This window comes from Grimontia celer, assembly GCF_900055185.1.
GTDB lineage: Bacteria > Pseudomonadota > Gammaproteobacteria > Enterobacterales > Vibrionaceae > Enterovibrio > Enterovibrio celer.
The window spans coordinates 30,973-49,446 of record NZ_FIZX01000009.1; the positions used below are offsets into that span (position 1 = coordinate 30,973).

General features: G+C 48.9%; 18 protein-coding genes and 7 tRNA genes. All 25 read right to left on the minus strand.

All coding sequences use genetic code 11. The features are described 5' to 3' along the window. Positions 1–39 precede the first annotated feature (39 nt). Complete coding sequence (locus GCE9029_RS24140; RefSeq protein WP_062667768.1) at positions 40–411, minus strand: helix-turn-helix domain-containing protein; 372 nt, start codon at positions 409–411, stop codon at positions 40–42. Between the two features lie 226 nt (positions 412–637). After that, on the minus strand, positions 638–1,009 hold the full coding sequence (locus GCE9029_RS24145) for a helix-turn-helix transcriptional regulator (protein ID WP_002540823.1): 372 nt from the start codon (positions 1,007–1,009) through the stop codon (positions 638–640). Positions 1,010–1,324: 315 nt separating this feature from the next. After that, positions 1,325–3,160 (minus strand): glutamine--fructose-6-phosphate transaminase (isomerizing), encoded by a 1,836-nt coding sequence (gene glmS, locus GCE9029_RS24150; RefSeq protein WP_062667711.1) that lies wholly within the window; start codon positions 3,158–3,160, stop codon positions 1,325–1,327. A gap of 14 nt (positions 3,161–3,174) precedes the next feature. Next, positions 3,175–3,939, minus strand: coding sequence for a DeoR/GlpR family DNA-binding transcription regulator (locus GCE9029_RS24155; RefSeq protein ID WP_062667713.1), 765 nt, complete (start codon positions 3,937–3,939; stop codon positions 3,175–3,177). Between the two features lie 214 nt (positions 3,940–4,153). After that, a tRNA-Leu gene (locus GCE9029_RS24160) sits at positions 4,154–4,238 on the minus strand. A gap of 45 nt (positions 4,239–4,283) precedes the next feature. After that, positions 4,284–4,370 (minus strand) — tRNA-Leu (locus GCE9029_RS24165). Positions 4,371–4,457: 87 nt separating this feature from the next. After that, positions 4,458–4,534: transfer RNA gene (locus GCE9029_RS24170), tRNA-Met, on the minus strand. Between the two features lie 13 nt (positions 4,535–4,547). Further along, positions 4,548–4,622, minus strand: a tRNA-Gln gene (locus tag GCE9029_RS24175). Positions 4,623–4,658: 36 nt separating this feature from the next. Further along, positions 4,659–4,743, minus strand: a tRNA-Leu gene (locus GCE9029_RS24180). Positions 4,744–4,781: 38 nt separating this feature from the next. Then, positions 4,782–4,858: transfer RNA gene (locus GCE9029_RS24185), tRNA-Arg, on the minus strand. Between the two features lie 5 nt (positions 4,859–4,863). Next, positions 4,864–4,938, minus strand: a tRNA-Gln gene (locus tag GCE9029_RS24190). A gap of 125 nt (positions 4,939–5,063) precedes the next feature. After that, positions 5,064–6,425, minus strand: coding sequence for a bifunctional UDP-N-acetylglucosamine diphosphorylase/glucosamine-1-phosphate N-acetyltransferase GlmU (glmU, locus tag GCE9029_RS24195; RefSeq protein ID WP_062667715.1), 1,362 nt, complete (start codon positions 6,423–6,425; stop codon positions 5,064–5,066). A 328-nt stretch (positions 6,426–6,753) separates the two neighbouring features. Continuing rightward, the gene (locus GCE9029_RS24200) at positions 6,754–7,176 is read right to left on the minus strand and encodes a F0F1 ATP synthase subunit epsilon (protein WP_046303098.1); all 423 of its coding nucleotides are present in this window, start codon (positions 7,174–7,176) and stop codon (positions 6,754–6,756) included. Positions 7,177–7,194: 18 nt separating this feature from the next. After that, positions 7,195–8,598 (minus strand): F0F1 ATP synthase subunit beta, encoded by a 1,404-nt coding sequence (gene atpD, locus GCE9029_RS24205; RefSeq protein WP_062667717.1) that lies wholly within the window; start codon positions 8,596–8,598, stop codon positions 7,195–7,197. A gap of 35 nt (positions 8,599–8,633) precedes the next feature. Next, complete coding sequence (gene atpG / locus GCE9029_RS24210; protein ID WP_062667719.1) at positions 8,634–9,500, minus strand: F0F1 ATP synthase subunit gamma; 867 nt, start codon at positions 9,498–9,500, stop codon at positions 8,634–8,636. Between the two features lie 45 nt (positions 9,501–9,545). After that, positions 9,546–11,087, minus strand: coding sequence for a F0F1 ATP synthase subunit alpha (gene atpA, locus GCE9029_RS24215; protein ID WP_002540815.1), 1,542 nt, complete (start codon positions 11,085–11,087; stop codon positions 9,546–9,548). A 16-nt stretch (positions 11,088–11,103) separates the two neighbouring features. Next, positions 11,104–11,637 (minus strand): F0F1 ATP synthase subunit delta, encoded by a 534-nt coding sequence (gene atpH, locus GCE9029_RS24220; RefSeq protein ID WP_062667724.1) that lies wholly within the window; start codon positions 11,635–11,637, stop codon positions 11,104–11,106. Positions 11,638–11,652: 15 nt separating this feature from the next. Then, the gene (atpF, locus tag GCE9029_RS24225) at positions 11,653–12,123 is read right to left on the minus strand and encodes a F0F1 ATP synthase subunit B (RefSeq protein ID WP_002540813.1); all 471 of its coding nucleotides are present in this window, start codon (positions 12,121–12,123) and stop codon (positions 11,653–11,655) included. 49 nt (positions 12,124–12,172) lie between these two features. Continuing rightward, positions 12,173–12,427, minus strand: coding sequence for a F0F1 ATP synthase subunit C (gene atpE / locus GCE9029_RS24230; protein WP_002540812.1), 255 nt, complete (start codon positions 12,425–12,427; stop codon positions 12,173–12,175). 74 nt (positions 12,428–12,501) lie between these two features. After that, positions 12,502–13,305, minus strand: coding sequence for a F0F1 ATP synthase subunit A (gene atpB / locus GCE9029_RS24235; RefSeq protein ID WP_062667725.1), 804 nt, complete (start codon positions 13,303–13,305; stop codon positions 12,502–12,504). An 8-nt stretch (positions 13,306–13,313) separates the two neighbouring features. Beyond that, on the minus strand, positions 13,314–13,703 hold the full coding sequence (locus GCE9029_RS24240) for a F0F1 ATP synthase subunit I (protein ID WP_046303095.1): 390 nt from the start codon (positions 13,701–13,703) through the stop codon (positions 13,314–13,316). 179 nt (positions 13,704–13,882) lie between these two features. After that, the gene (locus GCE9029_RS24245) at positions 13,883–14,776 is read right to left on the minus strand and encodes a ParB/RepB/Spo0J family partition protein (RefSeq protein ID WP_062667726.1); all 894 of its coding nucleotides are present in this window, start codon (positions 14,774–14,776) and stop codon (positions 13,883–13,885) included. A gap of 10 nt (positions 14,777–14,786) precedes the next feature. Further along, a complete protein-coding gene (locus tag GCE9029_RS24250; protein WP_062667727.1) occupies positions 14,787–15,581 on the minus strand; it encodes a ParA family protein in 795 nt (264 codons plus the stop codon). A 22-nt stretch (positions 15,582–15,603) separates the two neighbouring features. Continuing rightward, positions 15,604–16,218, minus strand: a complete 615-nt coding sequence (gene rsmG / locus GCE9029_RS24255; protein WP_062667730.1) for a 16S rRNA (guanine(527)-N(7))-methyltransferase RsmG — start codon at positions 16,216–16,218, stop codon at positions 15,604–15,606. A gap of 6 nt (positions 16,219–16,224) precedes the next feature. Then, positions 16,225–18,114 (minus strand): tRNA uridine-5-carboxymethylaminomethyl(34) synthesis enzyme MnmG, encoded by a 1,890-nt coding sequence (mnmG, locus tag GCE9029_RS24260; protein ID WP_062667731.1) that lies wholly within the window; start codon positions 18,112–18,114, stop codon positions 16,225–16,227. Between the last annotated feature and the right edge of the window lie 360 nt (positions 18,115–18,474).

An 18,474-nucleotide genomic window follows, 5' to 3' on the forward strand; every position in this document is an offset into this window, starting at 1 on the left:
CAAAAAAGCCCAGCAATGCTGGGCTTTTTGTTCTTTTACTTATTGGTCTCTTTCCGGCGACGTCATGTTTATCATGTACTGTGCCAGCAGCAACGCCTGATCCATCACAAGGTTACGCGCTGACTCGGGTAACTGACTGAATAGCGCCAACAGGGTATTGAGATCATCCCTGTGCGTAAACGCGATGTCGCTTCGCGTGCTTTCGCCGTACAAAAACCAGTTTAATGGACGGCCGGTTACATCAGCGATGATTGCCAGGGAAGACACTTTGGGCTCTGTTTTACCAGATTCAATATCTAAATAGGTTTGACGGGCAACGTCCAAGTGCTGCGCCATCTCCACCTGTGTGATATCCCGATACTCCCGCGCTTCCCTGATGCGCTGTGCAACATGAGCTTTGACAATAAACATCGCTTGCCCCACAACTCGGCGCCAAGGAACAGACTGATTAGCGCTGTTCACAGTGACGCACTTTACTGCTAGATCCTGCATTATGCACAGGGTTGTTTTCTACACATGTAAAGTGTTGTTGAAGTGTGAATCAGGGCTGCTGTTGCCTAAGCCAGATGACAACGAAAATACGCAATACCTATTTTGGCAGGCAAGGCTATATCGAGCTTGCCAAGTAAGTAAGTGCTTAACCTCGTTGAGCTGATTTCGAGTAATTAACCAGGAACGATGCCATGTTTACGCTCTGATTCAGGATCGCTGTACGTGCCTCATGAGGCAGCTTGGAGAAATGTTCCAGCAAGCGGTTTACATCCTGTTTGTACTGCACGTCGTGCAGTTCAACATCAGCATCACCATAAACGAACCACACCAGTGGACGTTCGGTGATTTCTGCAATTTCCGACAACATACGAACACGAGGCTCTGTTTTGCCTGTTTCGATGTCCAGATACGTTTGGCGTGCTACTTCGAGTAGTTTGGCCATCTTCACTTGAGTGATCCCTTTCCACTCACGTGCTTCTTTAATGCGTTTTGCTACTTGTGCTTTCGAGTCGATCATACTTCACTCCCTACGACTTACAGCTATCTGTTATGTAGTTGTGCTGTTTATCGACAATATGCACAATGCAGGCCAACTATTTAGACATCAAATAAAATATTTAATATCAATACTTTACCATTCGTTAAAATAGCACTGTTAATCTTTCTGGGCTCAGTGTCTTATTATGACTGCGAAATGATTTGCAAAATGCAAATAACAAGAGGGCATCGCCAATTGCAAAAAGCAAATCAGACAGACTCTGTACTGTATACAAGACATAAAAAGGAGCCATACGGCTCCTTTTCGATTTAGCTATCTCATTAATAAGCTGTATTATTCTACTGTGACAGCCTTGGCCAGGTTGCGTGGCTGATCGACATCTGTGCCTTTAATTAGCGCTACGTGGTAAGACAGTAACTGCATTGGCAAGGTGTAGAAGATTGGTGCACAGACTTCGTCAACATGCGGCATGGCCACAATCGTCATGCCTTCACTGGCTTCAAAGCCTGCGTCTTTGTCTGCAAACACATAAAGCTGTCCGCCACGGGCACGCACTTCCTCAATGTTGGACTTAAGCTTTTCAAGCAGTTCATTATTTGGAGCCACAACAATAACGGGCATGTCCGCATCAATCAGCGCCAATGGACCATGTTTAAGCTCACCAGCAGCATAAGCTTCAGCATGAATATAAGAGATTTCCTTCAACTTCAACGAAGCTTCCATGGCAATCGGATAGTACTCTCCACGCCCCAGAAACAGTGCATGGTGTTTGTCTGCAAAATCTTCTGCCAGCAGTTCAATCTCTTTATCGAACGCCAGTGCTTGCTCCATAGTCGCTGGCAAACGGTTCAGCGCTTCAACAATGGCTTTTTCTTTTCCTACATCCACGTTGCCTTTTTGTTTACCCACAGCAGTTACCAGCATCAAGAGCGACGCTAACTGGGTAGTAAATGCTTTGGTCGATGCTACCCCAATTTCAGCACCTGCTCGGGTCATAAACGCCAGATCGGATTCACGGACCAAAGAAGAACCCGCCACATTACAAATGGTCATCGCCCCCATAAAGCCGCGCTCTTTCGCCTTACGCAGTGCAGCCAAGGTATCGGCAGTCTCTCCAGATTGGGAAAGGGTGATCAATAAGCTATTAGGACGAGTAGCAAAGTTGCGGTAACGGAATTCGGATGCGATTTCCACGTCACAGCTCACACCTGCAATGTCTTCGAACCAATAGCGAGCAACCATACCGGCGTTATAGGACGTACCACAGGCAACAATCTGAATGTGCTCAGCTTTAGTCAGAATCTCCGCTGCACCGTGGCCGATACTATCCACCAGCACGCTGTTGCCATCAATGCGTCCTTCCAAGGTGTTGATAAGTGCTGAAGGTTGCTCAAAGATTTCTTTTTGCATGTAGTGGCGGTATGGGCCTTTGTCAGCGGCATCATGTTCAATGGATGACTCATGAGTCTGGCGCTCAACAAATTCACCTTGGACGTCGACGATATTGACGCTCCGGCGCGTAATTTCAGCCACATCGCCTTCTTCGAGGAAAATAAAACGGCGGGTTACGTTCAGCAACGCCAGCTGATCAGATGCCAGGAAGTTTTCGCCGATGCCAAGACCAATCACCAGCGGACTGCCCGAACGCGCAGCGATAAGCCGGTCTGGGTCACGTCTATCCATTACCACGGTGCCGTAAGCGCCTTCCAGTTGTTTGACCGTACGTTGGAAGGCTTCCATGAGGCCGCCTCCCTGGCCCAATTCCCAATCCACAAGGTGAGCAATGACCTCAGTGTCAGTTTGGGATGTAAAAACGTAACCGCGTCCTTTAAGCAACTCTCGGAGCGGTTCATGATTTTCAATAATGCCATTGTGAACGATAGCAATGTTATCGCCTGACATGTGTGGGTGAGCGTTTGCTTCGCTTGGCTCACCATGGGTTGCCCAACGGGTATGAGCAATACCGGTACCACCAAGAACTGGTGTTTCATCCAAAGCTTCTGACAGATTCTGTACTTTGCCCAATCTGCGCAGCCGACGCAGTTGTTGTTCGCTGTCAGTCACCGCTAGACCCGCAGAATCATAGCCGCGGTATTCAAGTCTACGCAAACCTTCCAGTAAGATTTCAGCAACGTCCCTTTGCGCAACCGCGCCCACAATTCCACACATATCTTTCCCCGTTTTTAATCTGGGGCGCAGATGACCTCTGTGCCCGTATTTTCAATGGCAAGTTTGGTGGTGGCATCAAGCTTACTGTCGGTGATCACCGTGGTGATCACATCCCAGGGAAGTTCAAGATTCGGGATCTTGCGGCCGATTTTATCGGACTCAATCAAAACCACGACTTCCCGGGACACTTCCGACATGACCCGGCTCAGGCCGACAATTTCATTAAACGTTGTCGTACCGCGATTGACATCGATGCCATCAGCGCCAATAAACAGTTGGTCAAAGTCATATGCACGCAATGCTTGCTCTGCAACCTGCCCCTGAAATGCTTCAGAATGCGGGTCCCAGGTGCCGCCAGTCATCAAGAGCGTCGGCTCGTTTTCCAACTCCTTAATGGCCTGTGCCACATTCAAGGAGTTGGTCATCACTACCAGACCACGCTTTTGATTAAGAAGTGGGATCAAAGCTGCCGTCGTTGAACCACTGTCCACCACAATTCGATTATGGTCGCGGATCCGGGTTGCCGCCATTTTTGCGATTGATAACTTTTGTTCCGAAACTTTTACTGCGTTTTCCGAAACCATTTCATGAGGAACCGGAACTGCCCCGCCATAACGACGCAGCAGAAGTCCATTTTTCTCAAGCTCAGCAAGGTCTTTGCGAATCGTTACTTCTGACGTTTCAAACAGAGTAGAGAGCATATCAACGCTTACTTCGCCCTGTTCGGTCAGCATAGCAACAATCGCATGGCGACGTTGTTGAGTATTACGTTTCGACATGTAACCACCAAACTTTCGTTTCGAAAGATAATATAAACTTTAAAGTAAAGATCAAGGATGAAATGCGATACACATCACTTCGCGCATGATCTACAGCACAGATTGAGGATTATACAGAGGGTTAAGCAATGAAAGCGCGAGAAATTGAAGTGAGAGAGCGGATTGCAAACTGCAGATAGAAAAAAAGCAGGCTAAAAAAGCCTGCTTTCAATCATGGTGCGGAAGGAGAGACTTGAACTCTCACACCTTGCGGCGCCAGAACCTAAATCTGGTGCGTCTACCAATTTCGCCACTTCCGCAAATTGTTGTACTTAATCCTTCCTGTTGAAGGCCTAAGTGATGTTTGGTGCGAAGGGAGAGACTTGAACTCTCACGTCCGTAAGGACACTAACACCTGAAGCTAGCGCGTCTACCAATTCCGCCACCATCGCAATTTTGTCGCCTGATATTGAGTGTATTACCCGCAGACACTGGTAGAGTGTCTTATCTGGCAGAAAGTCAGAGACTTTCGAAATAAGTGGTGGCTACGACGGGATTCGAACCTGTGACCCCATCATTATGAGTGATGTGCTCTAACCAACTGAGCTACGTAGCCAACCTAAAATATATGGCTGGGGTACCTGGATTCGAACCAGGGAATGGCGGCATCAAAAGCCGCTGCCTTACCGCTTGGCGATACCCCAACAGCAACCACGCTCGAAAGCATGATCTTTAAATAATGGTGCGGAAGGAGAGACTTGAACTCTCACACCTTGCGGCGCCAGAACCTAAATCTGGTGCGTCTACCAATTTCGCCACTTCCGCATACCTAATTGTTCATCTCACCTCTGGAAAGGAAGAGATGGCGCGTCCGGGAGGATTCGAACCTCCGACCGCCTGGTTCGTAGCCAGGTACTCTATCCAGCTGAGCTACGGACGCGTTGTTGGCTGGGGTACCTGGATTCGAACCAGGGAATGGCGGCATCAAAAGCCGCTGCCTTACCGCTTGGCGATACCCCAACAGAGGCGCGTATAATATTGCGGATTCAGAGGAGCGTCAACCCCCTATTTTTCGTTTGATGACGATTTAATCGCTTCAATAAAAAAACACCGCTTTTGCGGCGTTTTTTTATGCATAACAAGTGTTATTTCTGCTTAACCGGTCTCTTCCAGCCATCAATTACACGCGCTTTTGCACGGGTAATAACGAGTTGGCCCTCTTCCACATTACTGGTCAATGTCGTACCTGCACCAATGGTCGCCCCTTTTTTGATGGTCACGGGCGCCACCAGCTGGCTGTCAGAGCCAACAAATACATCATCTTCAATCACGGTCTTGTGTTTATTCGCGCCGTCGTAATTACAGGTGATAGTACCTGCACCGATATTCACGCGCTCACCGATTTCCGCATCACCAAGGTAAGTCAGGTGGTTCGCCTTAGAGCCTTTACCGACACGTGCATTTTTCACTTCAACGAAGTTACCCACATGTGCGTCTTCCACCAGCTCAGCACCCGGGCGCAGGCGAGCAAACGGACCGACAGTACAGTCTTCACCAACAGAAGCACCTTCAATCACGCTGTATGGGCGAACGACGGTGTTGTCGTCGATTTCACAGTCTTTCAGTACACAACCAGCACCGATGACCACGTTGTCGCCTAAAGTGACTGAACCTTCAATCACCACGTTGACATCAATTTCGACGTCTGTACCACACTGAAGCTGACCACGAAGGTCAAAACGTGCCGGGTCACGCAGCATTACACCGCTTTCCAACAACTTTTCTGCTTGAGCGGCTTGGTAAGCGCGCTCCAGACGAGCCAGTTGGATGCGGTTGTTCACGCCTTCTACTTCAATGGCGCTTTCCGGGTGAACAGCTTCAACAGCGCGACCTTCGTCATGGGCAATTGCAATTACATCCGTCAGGTAATATTCACCCTGAGCATTGTCACTTTTAAGCTCACTCAACCAACGACGAAGATCACCGCCAGTAGCCACCATAACACCGGTGTTAATTTCTTTGATTAGCTTTTGCTCTTGTGACGCATCTTTGTCTTCTACAATCGCAACTACAGGGCCGTTACGACGCACGATACGGCCATAACCTGTCGGGTTGTCCAACACAACAGTTAGTAGCGCAATACCGCCGTCTGGCTGCGCATCCAACAGGTTTTCGATGGTTTGTTCTGAAATCAGCGGTACATCGCCATATAGAATCAAAACCTGTTCATCATCAGCAAACTCAGGGGCAGCCTGATTAACTGCGTGTCCGGTGCCTAGTTGTTCTGCCTGAAGGACCCAGTTTACCGGCTCTTCTGCCAGCGCTGCTTTCATGGCATCTCCACCGTGACCATAAACAAGGTGGACGTTTTTTGCACCTAGTGAAGAGCAGGTATCGATAACGTGCTTAGCCATAGGTTTGCCAGCAAGGGTATGCAGTACCTTTGGCAGGTTAGAGTACATACGGGTTCCCTTACCCGCAGCCAGAATCACAGCACTGAAATTCATGGAGAGTTGTCCTTGGTGTTGAGGGTCTACTTCAAATAATGGCGCTTATTGTAACGGTTCGCTTTGTAAAACGGGATTCAAACCTATAAGAAATTCATGAATTTCCGTCACCTTGTAGCAAATTTCAGGCGATAGCTCGCATTTAGTAACGCCAAGATAATGACATAGATAAGCAAGTAAATTACTGATAATAAATAAAATAAAAGATGAAAAATGTCTTGAAGACATGCCTGACAGATAACGCATTATTAGAATGATTTATCCGGCGACAAACGGAAAAAAGGCGACCAATTAGGTCGCCTTTTTAGCTTTGGGTGATAACTGGTACTTAGCGTGCCTTTTTGGTCAGCTCGATAACTCGTAGCTGGGCAATCGCCTTGGCCAGATCACTGGCCGCCTGAGCAAAGTCCATATCGCCATGTTTGTTGAGGATACGATCCTCTGCACGGCGCTTCGCTTCTTCTGCCTTAGCCTGATCCAGATCGACGCCGCGAATTGCGGTATCTGCCAGCACAGTGACTGCGCTTGGCTGCACTTCGAGCATACCGCCAGAAAGGTAAATCACCTCTTCGTGGCCATGTTGCTTAGTAATGCGGATCATGCCCGGCGTGATAGCGGTCAGCAGCGGGGTGTGGCTTGGGTAAATACCCAATTCACCTTCGCTACCCGTTACCTGGATTGCTTCAGCACGGCCAGAAAACAGTTGTTTTTCTGCGCTTACTACATCCAGGTGAAAGGTCATCGCTGCCATGTCGCCTCCTACCAGCTATTACAGGTTCTTCGCTTTTTCCAGTACTTCTTCGATACCGCCACAGTACAGGAATGCCTGCTCAGGGATATCGTCGTACTCACCGCTCAGCAGACCTTTAAAGCCTGTGATGGTTTCTTTCAGCGAAACATAAACACCTGGCTGACCTGTGAAGACTTCTGCTACGTGGTAAGGCTGAGTCAGGAAACGCTCAATCTTACGTGCACGGGCTACTGCCAGTTTGTCGTCTTCAGACAGTTCATCCATACCCAGAATCGCGATGATGTCTTTCAGCTCTTTGTAGCGCTGCAGTACAGACTGCACACCACGTGCAACATCATAGTGCTCTTGACCGATAACCAAAGGATCCAGCTGACGTGACGTCGAATCCAGTGGGTCGATTGCTGGGTACAGACCCAGTGCAGCGATGTTACGCGAAAGTACAACGGTCGCATCCAAGTGCGCGAACGTGGTTGCTGGAGATGGGTCAGTCAAGTCATCCGCAGGTACGTATACCGCCTGTACAGATGTGATAGAACCACTCTTGGTCGAGGTGATACGCTCCTGAAGAACACCCATCTCTTCTGCCAGTGTAGGCTGGTAACCAACCGCAGACGGCATACGACCCAGCAGTGCCGATACTTCGGTACCTGCAAGGGTGTAACGATAGATGTTATCGATGAACAGCAGTACGTCACGGCCTTCATCACGGAACTTCTCAGCCATTGTCAGGCCAGTCAGTGCAACACGCAGACGGTTACCCGGTGGCTCGTTCATCTGACCGTAAACCATCGCTACTTTCGATTCTGCTGGATTCTCAACGTTTACAACGCCCGCTTCCTGCATCTCGTAGTAGAAGTCGTTACCCTCACGAGTACGCTCACCAACACCTGCGAATACAGACAGACCAGAGTGTTGAAGTGCGATGTTGTTGATAAGCTCCATCATGTTAACGGTCTTACCAACACCTGCACCACCGAACAGACCGATTTTACCACCCTTCGCGAATGGACAAACCAGGTCGATAACCTTAACGCCGGTTTCCAGCAGTTCGGTTGCATTTGATTGGTCTTCGTAGCTTGGCGCTTCACGGTGAATAGAGTAACGCTCTTTCTCACCGATATCGCCACGCTCGTCGATTGAGTCACCCAGTACGTTCATGATACGTCCCAGGGTCTCAGTGCCTACTGGCACTTCAATCGGCTTACCAGTATTTTCTACTTCCAGTCCACGACGCAGACCATCAGACGAACCCATCGCGATGGTACGAACGATACCACCACCAAGCTGCTGCTGAACTTCCAGCACCAGACGCTCGCCTTCACGTTTCACGTTCAGGGCGTCATATACCTGAGGTACAGACTCCTGTGGAAACTCTACGTCGACTACCGCACCGATGATCTGAACGATCTTACCTGTAGCCATCGTTATTCCTCTAAAATAGTTCGTTGGCCCTTGCCTTACACCGCAGCAGCACCGGAGACAATCTCCGACAGCTCTTGGGTAATTGCAGCCTGACGGGCTTTGTTATACACCAGTTGCAGTTCATCAATCAGATTCCCTGCATTGTCTGTTGCAGCCTTCATCGCAACCATTCGCGCTGCTTGTTCACATGCGAGGTTTTCTACCACACCTTGATAAACCTGAGACTCAACATAGCGAACCAACAAGGTATCAAGCAGTGGTTTTGGCTCAGGCTCATAGATGTAGTCCCAAGCATGGTTGCGCTGCATTTCTTCGTCTTCCGACTTAGGCAAAGGCAGCAATTGATCGATCACTGGGTCCTGCGTCATGGTGTTCACAAACTTGTTGTAAACCAGATACAGACGATCCAGTTGGCCTTCATCATATTTCTTCAGCATCACACCGACGGTACCGATCAAATCTTCCAGTGATGGGCTGTCACCCAGACCAGAAACTTGCGCGGATACGTTGCCGCCGTAGCTGTTAAAGAATGCAGTCGCTTTAGCGCCGATCAGTGCAGTTTCAACTTCTACACCTTTTTGGCTGTAAGCCTGCATATCTGTGATAGCACGTTTGAACAGGTTAATGTTCAGGCCACCACACAGACCGCGGTCTGAAGATACGATGATGTAACCGACGCGCTTGGCTTCACGCTCTTCCAGATATGGATGGCGATACTCAAGGTTACCAAGTGCGACATGACCGATCACTTTGCGCATAGTAGTCGCGTATGGACGGGAGGCTTCCATTGCGTCTTGCGAACGACGCATTTTAGAAGCGGCAACCATTTCCATCGCTTTGGTGATCTTCTGTGTACTTTTTACACTTCCGATCTTGTTACGAATTTCTTTTGCGCCGGCCATCGTTACTCTCCGTTATTAGAAGGCCGCTGAGCGGCCTTCTACGCATTACCAGGTTTGCGTTGCTTTGAAGTCTTCAACCAGCTTCGCCAGTTGCGCTTCAATGTCGCCGTTGTAGTCGCCAGTCTCATCGATCTGTGCAACCAGCTCAGCAAACGTACCTTTAGCGTATGCAAGCAGAGCAGATTCGAAATCAGCCAGTTTGGTCAGCTCAACGTCTGACAGGTAGCCTTTTTCCGCAGCAAAAATCATCAATCCCTGCTCAAACACAGACATTGGTGCATATTGCTTCTGCTTCATCAGTTCAGTTACTTTCTGACCGTGATCCAGCTGCTTCTTAGTTGCATCGTCCAGGTCAGAAGAGAACTGAGCAAATGCTGCCAGTTCGCGATACTGAGCCAGAGCGGTACGGATACCACCAGATAGCTTCTTGATGATCTTGGTCTGTGCTGAACCACCTACACGGGATACTGAGATACCTGGGTCAACTGCTGGACGGATACCTGCGTTAAACAGTTCCGATTGCAGGAAGATCTGACCGTCAGTGATCGAGATAACGTTGGTTGGTACGAACGCAGATACGTCACCCGCTTGGGTTTCGATGATTGGCAGAGCGGTCAAAGAACCGGTTTTACCAGTCACTTCACCATTGGTGAACTTAGCAACGTAGTCAGCGTTAACACGCGCAGCACGCTCCAGCAGACGAGAGTGGAGGTAGAAAACGTCACCTGGGAATGCTTCACGGCCTGGTGGACGACGCAGCAACAGAGAAATCTGACGGTAAGCAACTGCTTGCTTAGACAGATCATCGTATACGATCAGCGCATCTTCACCACGGTCACGGAAGTATTCACCCATCGCACAACCCGCGTAAGGCGCAAGGTATTGCAGTGCCGCTGCTTCAGAAGCAGATGCAACAACAACGATGGTGTTTTTCAGTGCGTCGTGCTCTTCCAGTTTGCGAACCACGTTAGCAATGGTTGACGCTTTCTGGCCGATAGCAACATAGATAGAGTAGATACCAGAGTTCTTCTGGTTAATGATCGCATCTATTGCCAGCGCCGTTTTACCGGTCTGACGGTCACCGATAACCAGCTCACGCTGACCACGGCCGATTGGGATCATTGCATCAACTGCTTTGTAACCGGTTTGTACTGGCTGGTCTACCGACTGACGTGCAATTACGCCAGGTGCAATCACTTCTACAGGAGAAGTCAGTGCTGCGTTGATAGGACCTTTACCGTCAATTGGCTCACCCAGAGTGTTAACCACACGGCCCAGTAGCTCAGGACCTACTGGAACTTCAAGAATACGACCAGTACCGGTTACTTTCATGCCTTCCTGAAGGTCGGCATAAGGACCCATAACAACCGCACCTACAGAATCACGCTCAAGGTTGAGCGCCAGTGCAAAACGGTTGCCAGGTAGTTCAATCATTTCACCTTGCATAGCATCTGCAAGGCCATGGATGCGAATGATACCGTCGCTGACTGACACGATGGTACCTTCGTTGCGTGCTTCACTAACAACGTTGAATTTTTCAATACGTTGTTTGATCAGATCGCTAATTTCCGTGGAATTAAGTTGCATGCTCCAATTCCCCAAATCAAGACTGCAATGCATCGCTCAGACGGCGCATACGGCCGCTAACTGAGTTATCGATGATCAAGTCTCCAGCTCGAATCACAACCCCGGCAACCAGGGTCTCGTCTACACTACAGTTCAGCTTCACTTTTCGCTCAAGGCGGGCTTCCAGCTTGCTTTCAATAGCGTCCAGTTGCGCTTGTTCCAGCGCGACAGCAGAGGTGACCTCGACGTCAACTTGCTTTTCTAATTCACGGCGAAGTGCCATGAACTGGACAGTTACTTCCGGCAACGCTTTTAGGCGTCCGTTTTCAGCCATCACCTTAATCAGGTTCTGGCCGAATTCATTGAGCTGCTCACCGCACACTGAGAGAAAAATCTCAGTCAACTTTTCAGCTGAATAAGAGCCATCGAGAAAATCTGCGATGGTTTCATTGCGGGCAACTTCAGCAGCAAAAGCCAGCATTTCAGACCATTGGTCCAATTCGCCTTTTTCTACTGCCAGATCGAAGGCTGCTTTAGCGTAGGGGCGTGCGATGGTAGTCAGTTCAGACATAGCTGCCCCTCCTTCTTAAAGTTCTGCAGTGATTTTATCGAGAATATCTTTATGAGCATTTTCGTCGATTGAACGCTCAAGGATTTTCTCAGCACCGATTACGGCCAGAGTTGCAACTTGTTTGCGCAGTTCATCGCGGGCACGGTTGCGCTCAGCTTCCAGTTCAGCCTTTCCTTGGTTAAGGATATTTTCACGCTCAGAAGATGCTTCTTCGCGGGCTTCATCAAGAATTTGTGCTTTACGCTTATTCGCCGAATCGATGATCTCAGTTGCAGCGCGCTTTGCTTCTTTCAATTGATCAGAAGCATTAGCCTGGGCCAAATCCAGGTCTTTCGCGGCACGCTCAGCCGCCGCAAGACCGTCAGCAATTTTCTTCTGACGCTCTTCAATCGCTTGCATGATTGGTGGCCATACATACTTCATGCAGAACCACACAAACATGGAAAACGCGATCGCCTGGCCGATAAGAGTAGCGTTCATATTCATAACTGCTTCTCCATCTCCCAATAGTTAACTACAGGTATAATCAGGCGACTTAACCCAGCTGACCAACGAATGGGTTTGCGAAGGTGAACAGCAGTGCGATTACGATACCGATCATTGGAACCGCATCCAGCAGACCAGCGATGATGAACATCTTAACTTGCAGCATTGGAGCCATTTCTGGTTGACGAGCCGCACCTTCAAGGAATTTACCGCCAAGCAGTGCGAAGCCGATCGCTGTACCCAGGGAAGCAAGACCTACAATGATGCCAACGGCAATTGCAGAAAAGCTCAATAAAGTTTCCATCACTATCTCCAGTTTCTTGTTGTCGGCTTATATGCCGGAAGGTCGAACAAAGTTGCTTACTAAAAAATCTTTTATTAATGCGAGTCTTCATGTGCCTGAGACAGGTACACAATGGTCAACATCATAAAGACGAACGCTTGGATGGTAATAACCAGAATGTGGAAGATTGCCCACGGTAATGAACCCAACCATTGCGCCCACCACGGCAGAAGAGCCGCAATAAGGATAAATACCACTTCACCTGCAAACATGTTACCGAACAGACGCATGCCGAGTGAGATTGGTTTCGCCAGCAGCGATACCACTTCAAGCAGCAGGTTGAACGGGATCATGAGAGGGTGATTGAACGGGTGAAGAGCCAGCTCTTTTGCAAAGCCACCTAGGCCTTTGATCTTGATGCTGTAGTAAATCATCAAGAAGAACACGCCCAGCGCCATTGCCAGTGTGATATTTACATCAGCTGTCGGTACGACCTTCATATAAGGGATACCAAGCTGTTCCGCTGGATAAGGAATAAAATCGATAGGAACCAGGTCCATCGTATTCATCAGAAATATCCAAACGAATATGGTCAGAGCCAAAGGCGCGATCAGTGGATTCTTTCCATGGAAGGTTTCGCGAACGTTTTCATCAACGAACTCCACCAACATTTCCACAAAACACTGAAGCTTGCCTGGAACTCCTGTTGTAGCTTTTTTCGCCACTGCGCGGAACAGCCATAGAAAGCCGATACCGATGGCAATAGAGAAAAACAGGCTATCAATATGCACCGACCAGAAGCTACCTTCCTCCACCAGACCAAGCTTGTCCGTAGACAGGTTGGTTAAGTGGTGGGAGATATAACCGGAGGGTGTAAGCGCTTCACCTGGCGCAGCCATAACTCATCCTATTTGTTGTTGTTAATGAATAAAACTGGCGCGAGGATATTAATTCCAAGTACCAGCAAATAGGTCAGTTTGAGGGGAACAAGTTCCACCTCGGCATACAGGTAAACAACGGAAAACAGCGCGACGGTAAGCAGAATTTTGAGCACTTCGCCGCTGTAGAAGGATGCCACAACGAGCTTTGCTGCTCTTGCTCCACTAAAAAGGAATGCACACAATGCAAAGGCTGCGTTGGCGATTACGAAAATGCCACCGCCAATGAGTGCGGAAATTCCCCAGTCGACATTGATGGTGGTGACCATCAAGATTGCCGTTGCTAACACGACGCACGCCTGTAACAGCAGCAACCTTTTCGCAAGCTTGCGACCTGGTCGCGTGAGCGTCGATACCATGTATTCGTTCCTCGATTCCTTTCCTCTTAGCACCTTGTCGTGCTGGGAAAACTGCGAAAATTATACGGGTCGCCCTTTTGAATGCAATCTCATCACATCAAAAAGGGAGACTAAATTTTACAACAGGGTAACCTGATCACAGTAAGCAAAAATATGTAACAAAAACCCAACGCGTTACGTCACACTTCTTCGCCTAGAATTGCAAGAATTTGCATAAGTTTTTCGTTCTGATCAAAGCTGATGACCAACTTACCACTACCACTCTTGCCTTGAGACAGGCTAACAGATGTGCCTAGCTTGTCAGTCAACCTATCCTGCACAGCAGCCAATTTTGGTGACACTGGTTCCGGCGTTTTTTCAACGGCCGGCGTCAGGAATTTTTTCACCAAGGCTTCGGTCTGTCTTACTGTGAGTTTTTTGTTAACGGAGACCAGTGCTGCCTCTATCTGAGCGTCACCTTCCAATGCCAATAGGGCACGTGCATGCCCCATATCCAATTGGCGTCCGGACAACAGTTTCTTTACGCCAGCTTGAAGGCCATTCAGTCGCAAAAGATTACTGATGGTGGTGCGGGATTTGCCCAGTGCTTCAGCCAATTGTTGGTGGGTAAGAGAAAAGTCGTGGATGAGACGATCCAGCGCTTCCGCCTCTTCCATCGCATTGAGATCTTCGCGTTGGATGTTCTCAATCAGTGCGATGGCGCTCGCAGCTTTGTCATTTAGTTCACGAACAAGACAAGGGACATGGGTCAATCCGGCAATTTTTGACGCTCTGAAACGACGTTCACCAGCAATAATTTCGTACTGGTTGTCACCAAGGTGACGCACGACCAAAGGTTGAATAACGCCTTGTGCGCGGATTGATTCCGCCAGCTCTTCCAGTGCTTCCTGCGCCATATCCTGACGCGGCTGATAAACACCTGGACGCAATGCCGCTAATGGCAAATGCTGCAGCTCACTGTTGTTTACAGCTTCTTGGGTATCTTTGTTCAGATCGACACGCGCTTGTGCTCTGGCACTGGTGGCCAGTAGCGCATCGAGTCCTTTACCCAATCCACGTTTGGTAGCGTTCATTCACGTTCCTTTAAGACGCGTTGGCAATGGCCTGTCTGGCCTGCTCTTCCCGTCGCAATATTTCACCGGCTAATGCCAGGTATGACTTGGCACCGCTGGAGTATTTGTCGTAATACATAGCTGGCTTGCCGTGACTCGGCGCTTCAGCCAAACGTACATTGCGAGGGATGACAGTACGGTAGACCTTGTCTCCAAAGTGTTTTTTGATCTGTTCAGACACTTCTGTCGCCAGACGATTTCGCGGATCGTACATGGTTCTTAGCAAGCCTTCCACATGTAAGTCAGCGTTTACTACGCTTGCAAGCTTACTGATGGTATCCATCAATGCAGTCAGGCCTTCCAACGCAAAGTATTCACACTGCATCGGCACCAGTACAGAATTTGCCGCCGTCATGGCGTTGATTGTAAGAAGGTTAAGAGAAGGGGGACAATCAATGAAGATGAAATCATAGTTTTCACGAATGTCGGCTAATGCGTTGCGCAGCCTGACTTCGCGGGCAAACACTTCCATGAGTTTGATTTCTGCAGCGGTAACATCACCATTGGCTGCTATCAGGTGATAACCGCCCGTGGTCTCTGTCACCACCACATCGTTAAACGGGGTCTCTTCAACCAGCAAATCATAGGCGGTGGCATGAACGTCGTATTTGTCCACACCACTGGCCATGGTTGCATTGCCCTGCGGGTCTAGGTCAATCACCAACACCTTACGCTGAGTCGCTGCCAGCGACGCAGCCAAGTTGATACAGGTCGTTGTTTTACCAACGCCTCCCTTTTGGTTTGCAACAGCAATGACTTTTCCCACAAGACGACCTCGCCTAATAATCCTATCTAGCCAAGATTACTAGATGACGTTGACCTTCCAATCCTGGAACAGTCAAAGGTTTGATATCTGTCACAGAACATCCGGCCGGAAGTTCGTCAATTTCGACTTGATCCACTTGTCCCTTGAGAGCGAGGAACTGACCTTGTGGCGAAGGGAGGTGATGACACCAGTTCACCATGTCGCTCATGGACGCAAACGCTCGGCTTAATACACCGTCAAATCCCTGTTCCGGCTGAAAATCTTCCACACGGCTTTGAACGGGCGTGACATTAGTAATTTTCAGCTCATGCAACACCTGACGGATGAAGCGAATACGCTTACCCAGGCTATCGAGCAGTGTGAAGGATTTTTCCGGGTTAATGATCGCAAGCGGGATCCCTGGCAATCCAGGACCTGTCCCCACATCGATGTAACTTTGGCCATCAAGGTGCTGACTCACCACAATGCTGTCCATGATGTGTTTGACGATCATCTCGTTTGGATCACGCACAGAAGTCAGATTGTACGCTTTGTTCCATTTGTTGAGCATTTCGACATAGCCAATCAGTTGGGCTTGTTGCTCAGCAGGGATATTCATCCCTGCCTGTTCAATCAGTTGTGCTAGACGTTGTTTCACAGAAACTCAGGCCCCTTTTTTCAGCATGCCTTGTTTTTTCAGATGCACCAGCAGGATAGATATTGCTGCTGGCGTAATACCGGAAATACGTGACGCCTTACCAATGGTTTCTGGGCGGCTATCCTTCAGTTTTGCCACCACCTCATTCGACAGGCCTTTGATTTGGGAGTAATCCAAATCCATCGGCAAGCGGGTATTTTCGTGACGGATAGATTTTTCAATCTCGTCTTTCTGGCGATCGATGTAACCTGCGTACTTCACCTGAATTTCTACTTGTTCAGACGCTTGAATGTCTTCATGTGCTGGCGAGAATGCTGGAATTTTCACCAGATCGTTGTAAGTCACTTCCGGACGACGCAGTAACTCTTCACCGTTTGCCTCGCGGGACAATGGCGTTTTTAGGATCGCGTTCAGTGCTTCAGCATGCTCAGAGGCTGGATGAATCCAAGAACTGCGAAGACGCTGCGCTTCCTGCTCCATGTTTTCCAGTTTCTGGTTGAACCGGGCCCAGCGTTCATCATCAACCAAACCGAGCTCTCGGCCAGTCTCAGTTAAGCGCATATCCGCGTTGTCTTCGCGTAGCAACAGGCGATATTCAGCACGGGAAGTGAACATGCGGTAGGGTTCTTTGGTGCCCATGGTCGACAAATCGTCGATAAGCACGCCCATGTAAGCCTGATCACGTCGAGGACACCAGCCCTCTTTGTCCTGAGCAAACAATGCGGCGTTTGTACCTGCGAGCAAGCCTTGTGCTGCCGCTTCTTCATAGCCTGTGGTGCCGTTAATTTGACCAGCAAAGAACAAGCCTTTGATAAATTTGGTTTCAAAGGTTTGTTTCAGATCGCGCGGATCGAAGAAATCATACTCGATCGCATAACCTGGACGGATCACGCGTGCGTTCTCAAAACCTTTGATCGAACTGATGATCCCCATCTGCACATCAAATGGCAGACTGGTGGAGATCCCATTCGGGTAGAGCTCGTTGGTCGTCAAACCTTCTGGCTCGACAAAAATCTGGTGTTTATCTTTGTCCGCAAAGCGCATTACCTTGTCTTCAATAGATGGGCAATACCGCGGACCGATACCTTCAATCACACCGGCATACATCGGACTGCGATCCAGATTACTGCGGATCACATCATGAGTTTTTTCATTGGTGTAGGTGATGTAACAAGGCACCTGGCGCGGATGCTCAGACACATTGCCCATAAAAGAAAACACCGGACGTGGGTCATCACCGTGCTGGGTTTGCATCACACTGAAATCAACCGTGCGCGCATCAATGCGTGGTGGTGTGCCTGTTTTCAGGCGGTCAACACGGAATGGCAGTTCACGGAGGCGATCTGCCAACGCGATCGACGGGGGATCGCCAGCACGGCCGCCAGAATAATTCTCAAGACCGATATGGATTTTTCCGCCAAGGAATGTTCCTACCGTCAGTACCACCGATCGAGCACGGAATTTTAATCCCATTTCCGTCACAACACCTGTCACCTGATCTTGTTCGACAATCAGGTCATTGACGGCTTGTTGAAACAACATGAGGTTTGGCTGGTTTTCCAATGCTTCGCGGACAGCTGCTTTGTACAACGCGCGGTCAGCCTGTGCACGGGTTGCACGAACCGCAGGGCCTTTAGATGCATTCAGCGTGCGGAACTGAATACCACCTTTATCGATCGCACGGGCCATCAAGCCGCCCAATGCATCGACTTCTTTCACCAGATGTCCTTTTCCGATCCCGCCAATAGCCGGGTTGCATGACATTTGCCCCAATGTATCGATGTTGTGTGTCAGCAGAAGGGTTTGCTGACCCATACGTGCAGCGGCCAATGCGGCTTCCGTACCAGCATGACCACCACCGACAACGATGACATCAAAGTTATCCTGGTAAAACATGGTGTGACCTCAATAGGAATGTGTTGATCGGTTGGTTTAGCAAAAGAGGATCATTCTACCGCTTTTCAGAAACGGAGAGAACCAAAAGTGTGATCTTTGATCGAAGGCTCTTCTCTTAAAATATATAAAGATCTTTATATAGATCTTTATTTTGATCTCTTATTAGAGAAGACGATCTTTGTGGATAACTGGTAAATGATCAACATGATCATGCGTTTAAAGAAGATCGTTTTCTGTGTGTTAGCTTGGATCTAGTCTGGTACATTCTGGGATCAAAATGGCACTTTATCAACAGGTGGAAAAGCGATATAAAGTTGTTATTGGGATAACTATAGGTTGATCACCGATTAGATCTATAGT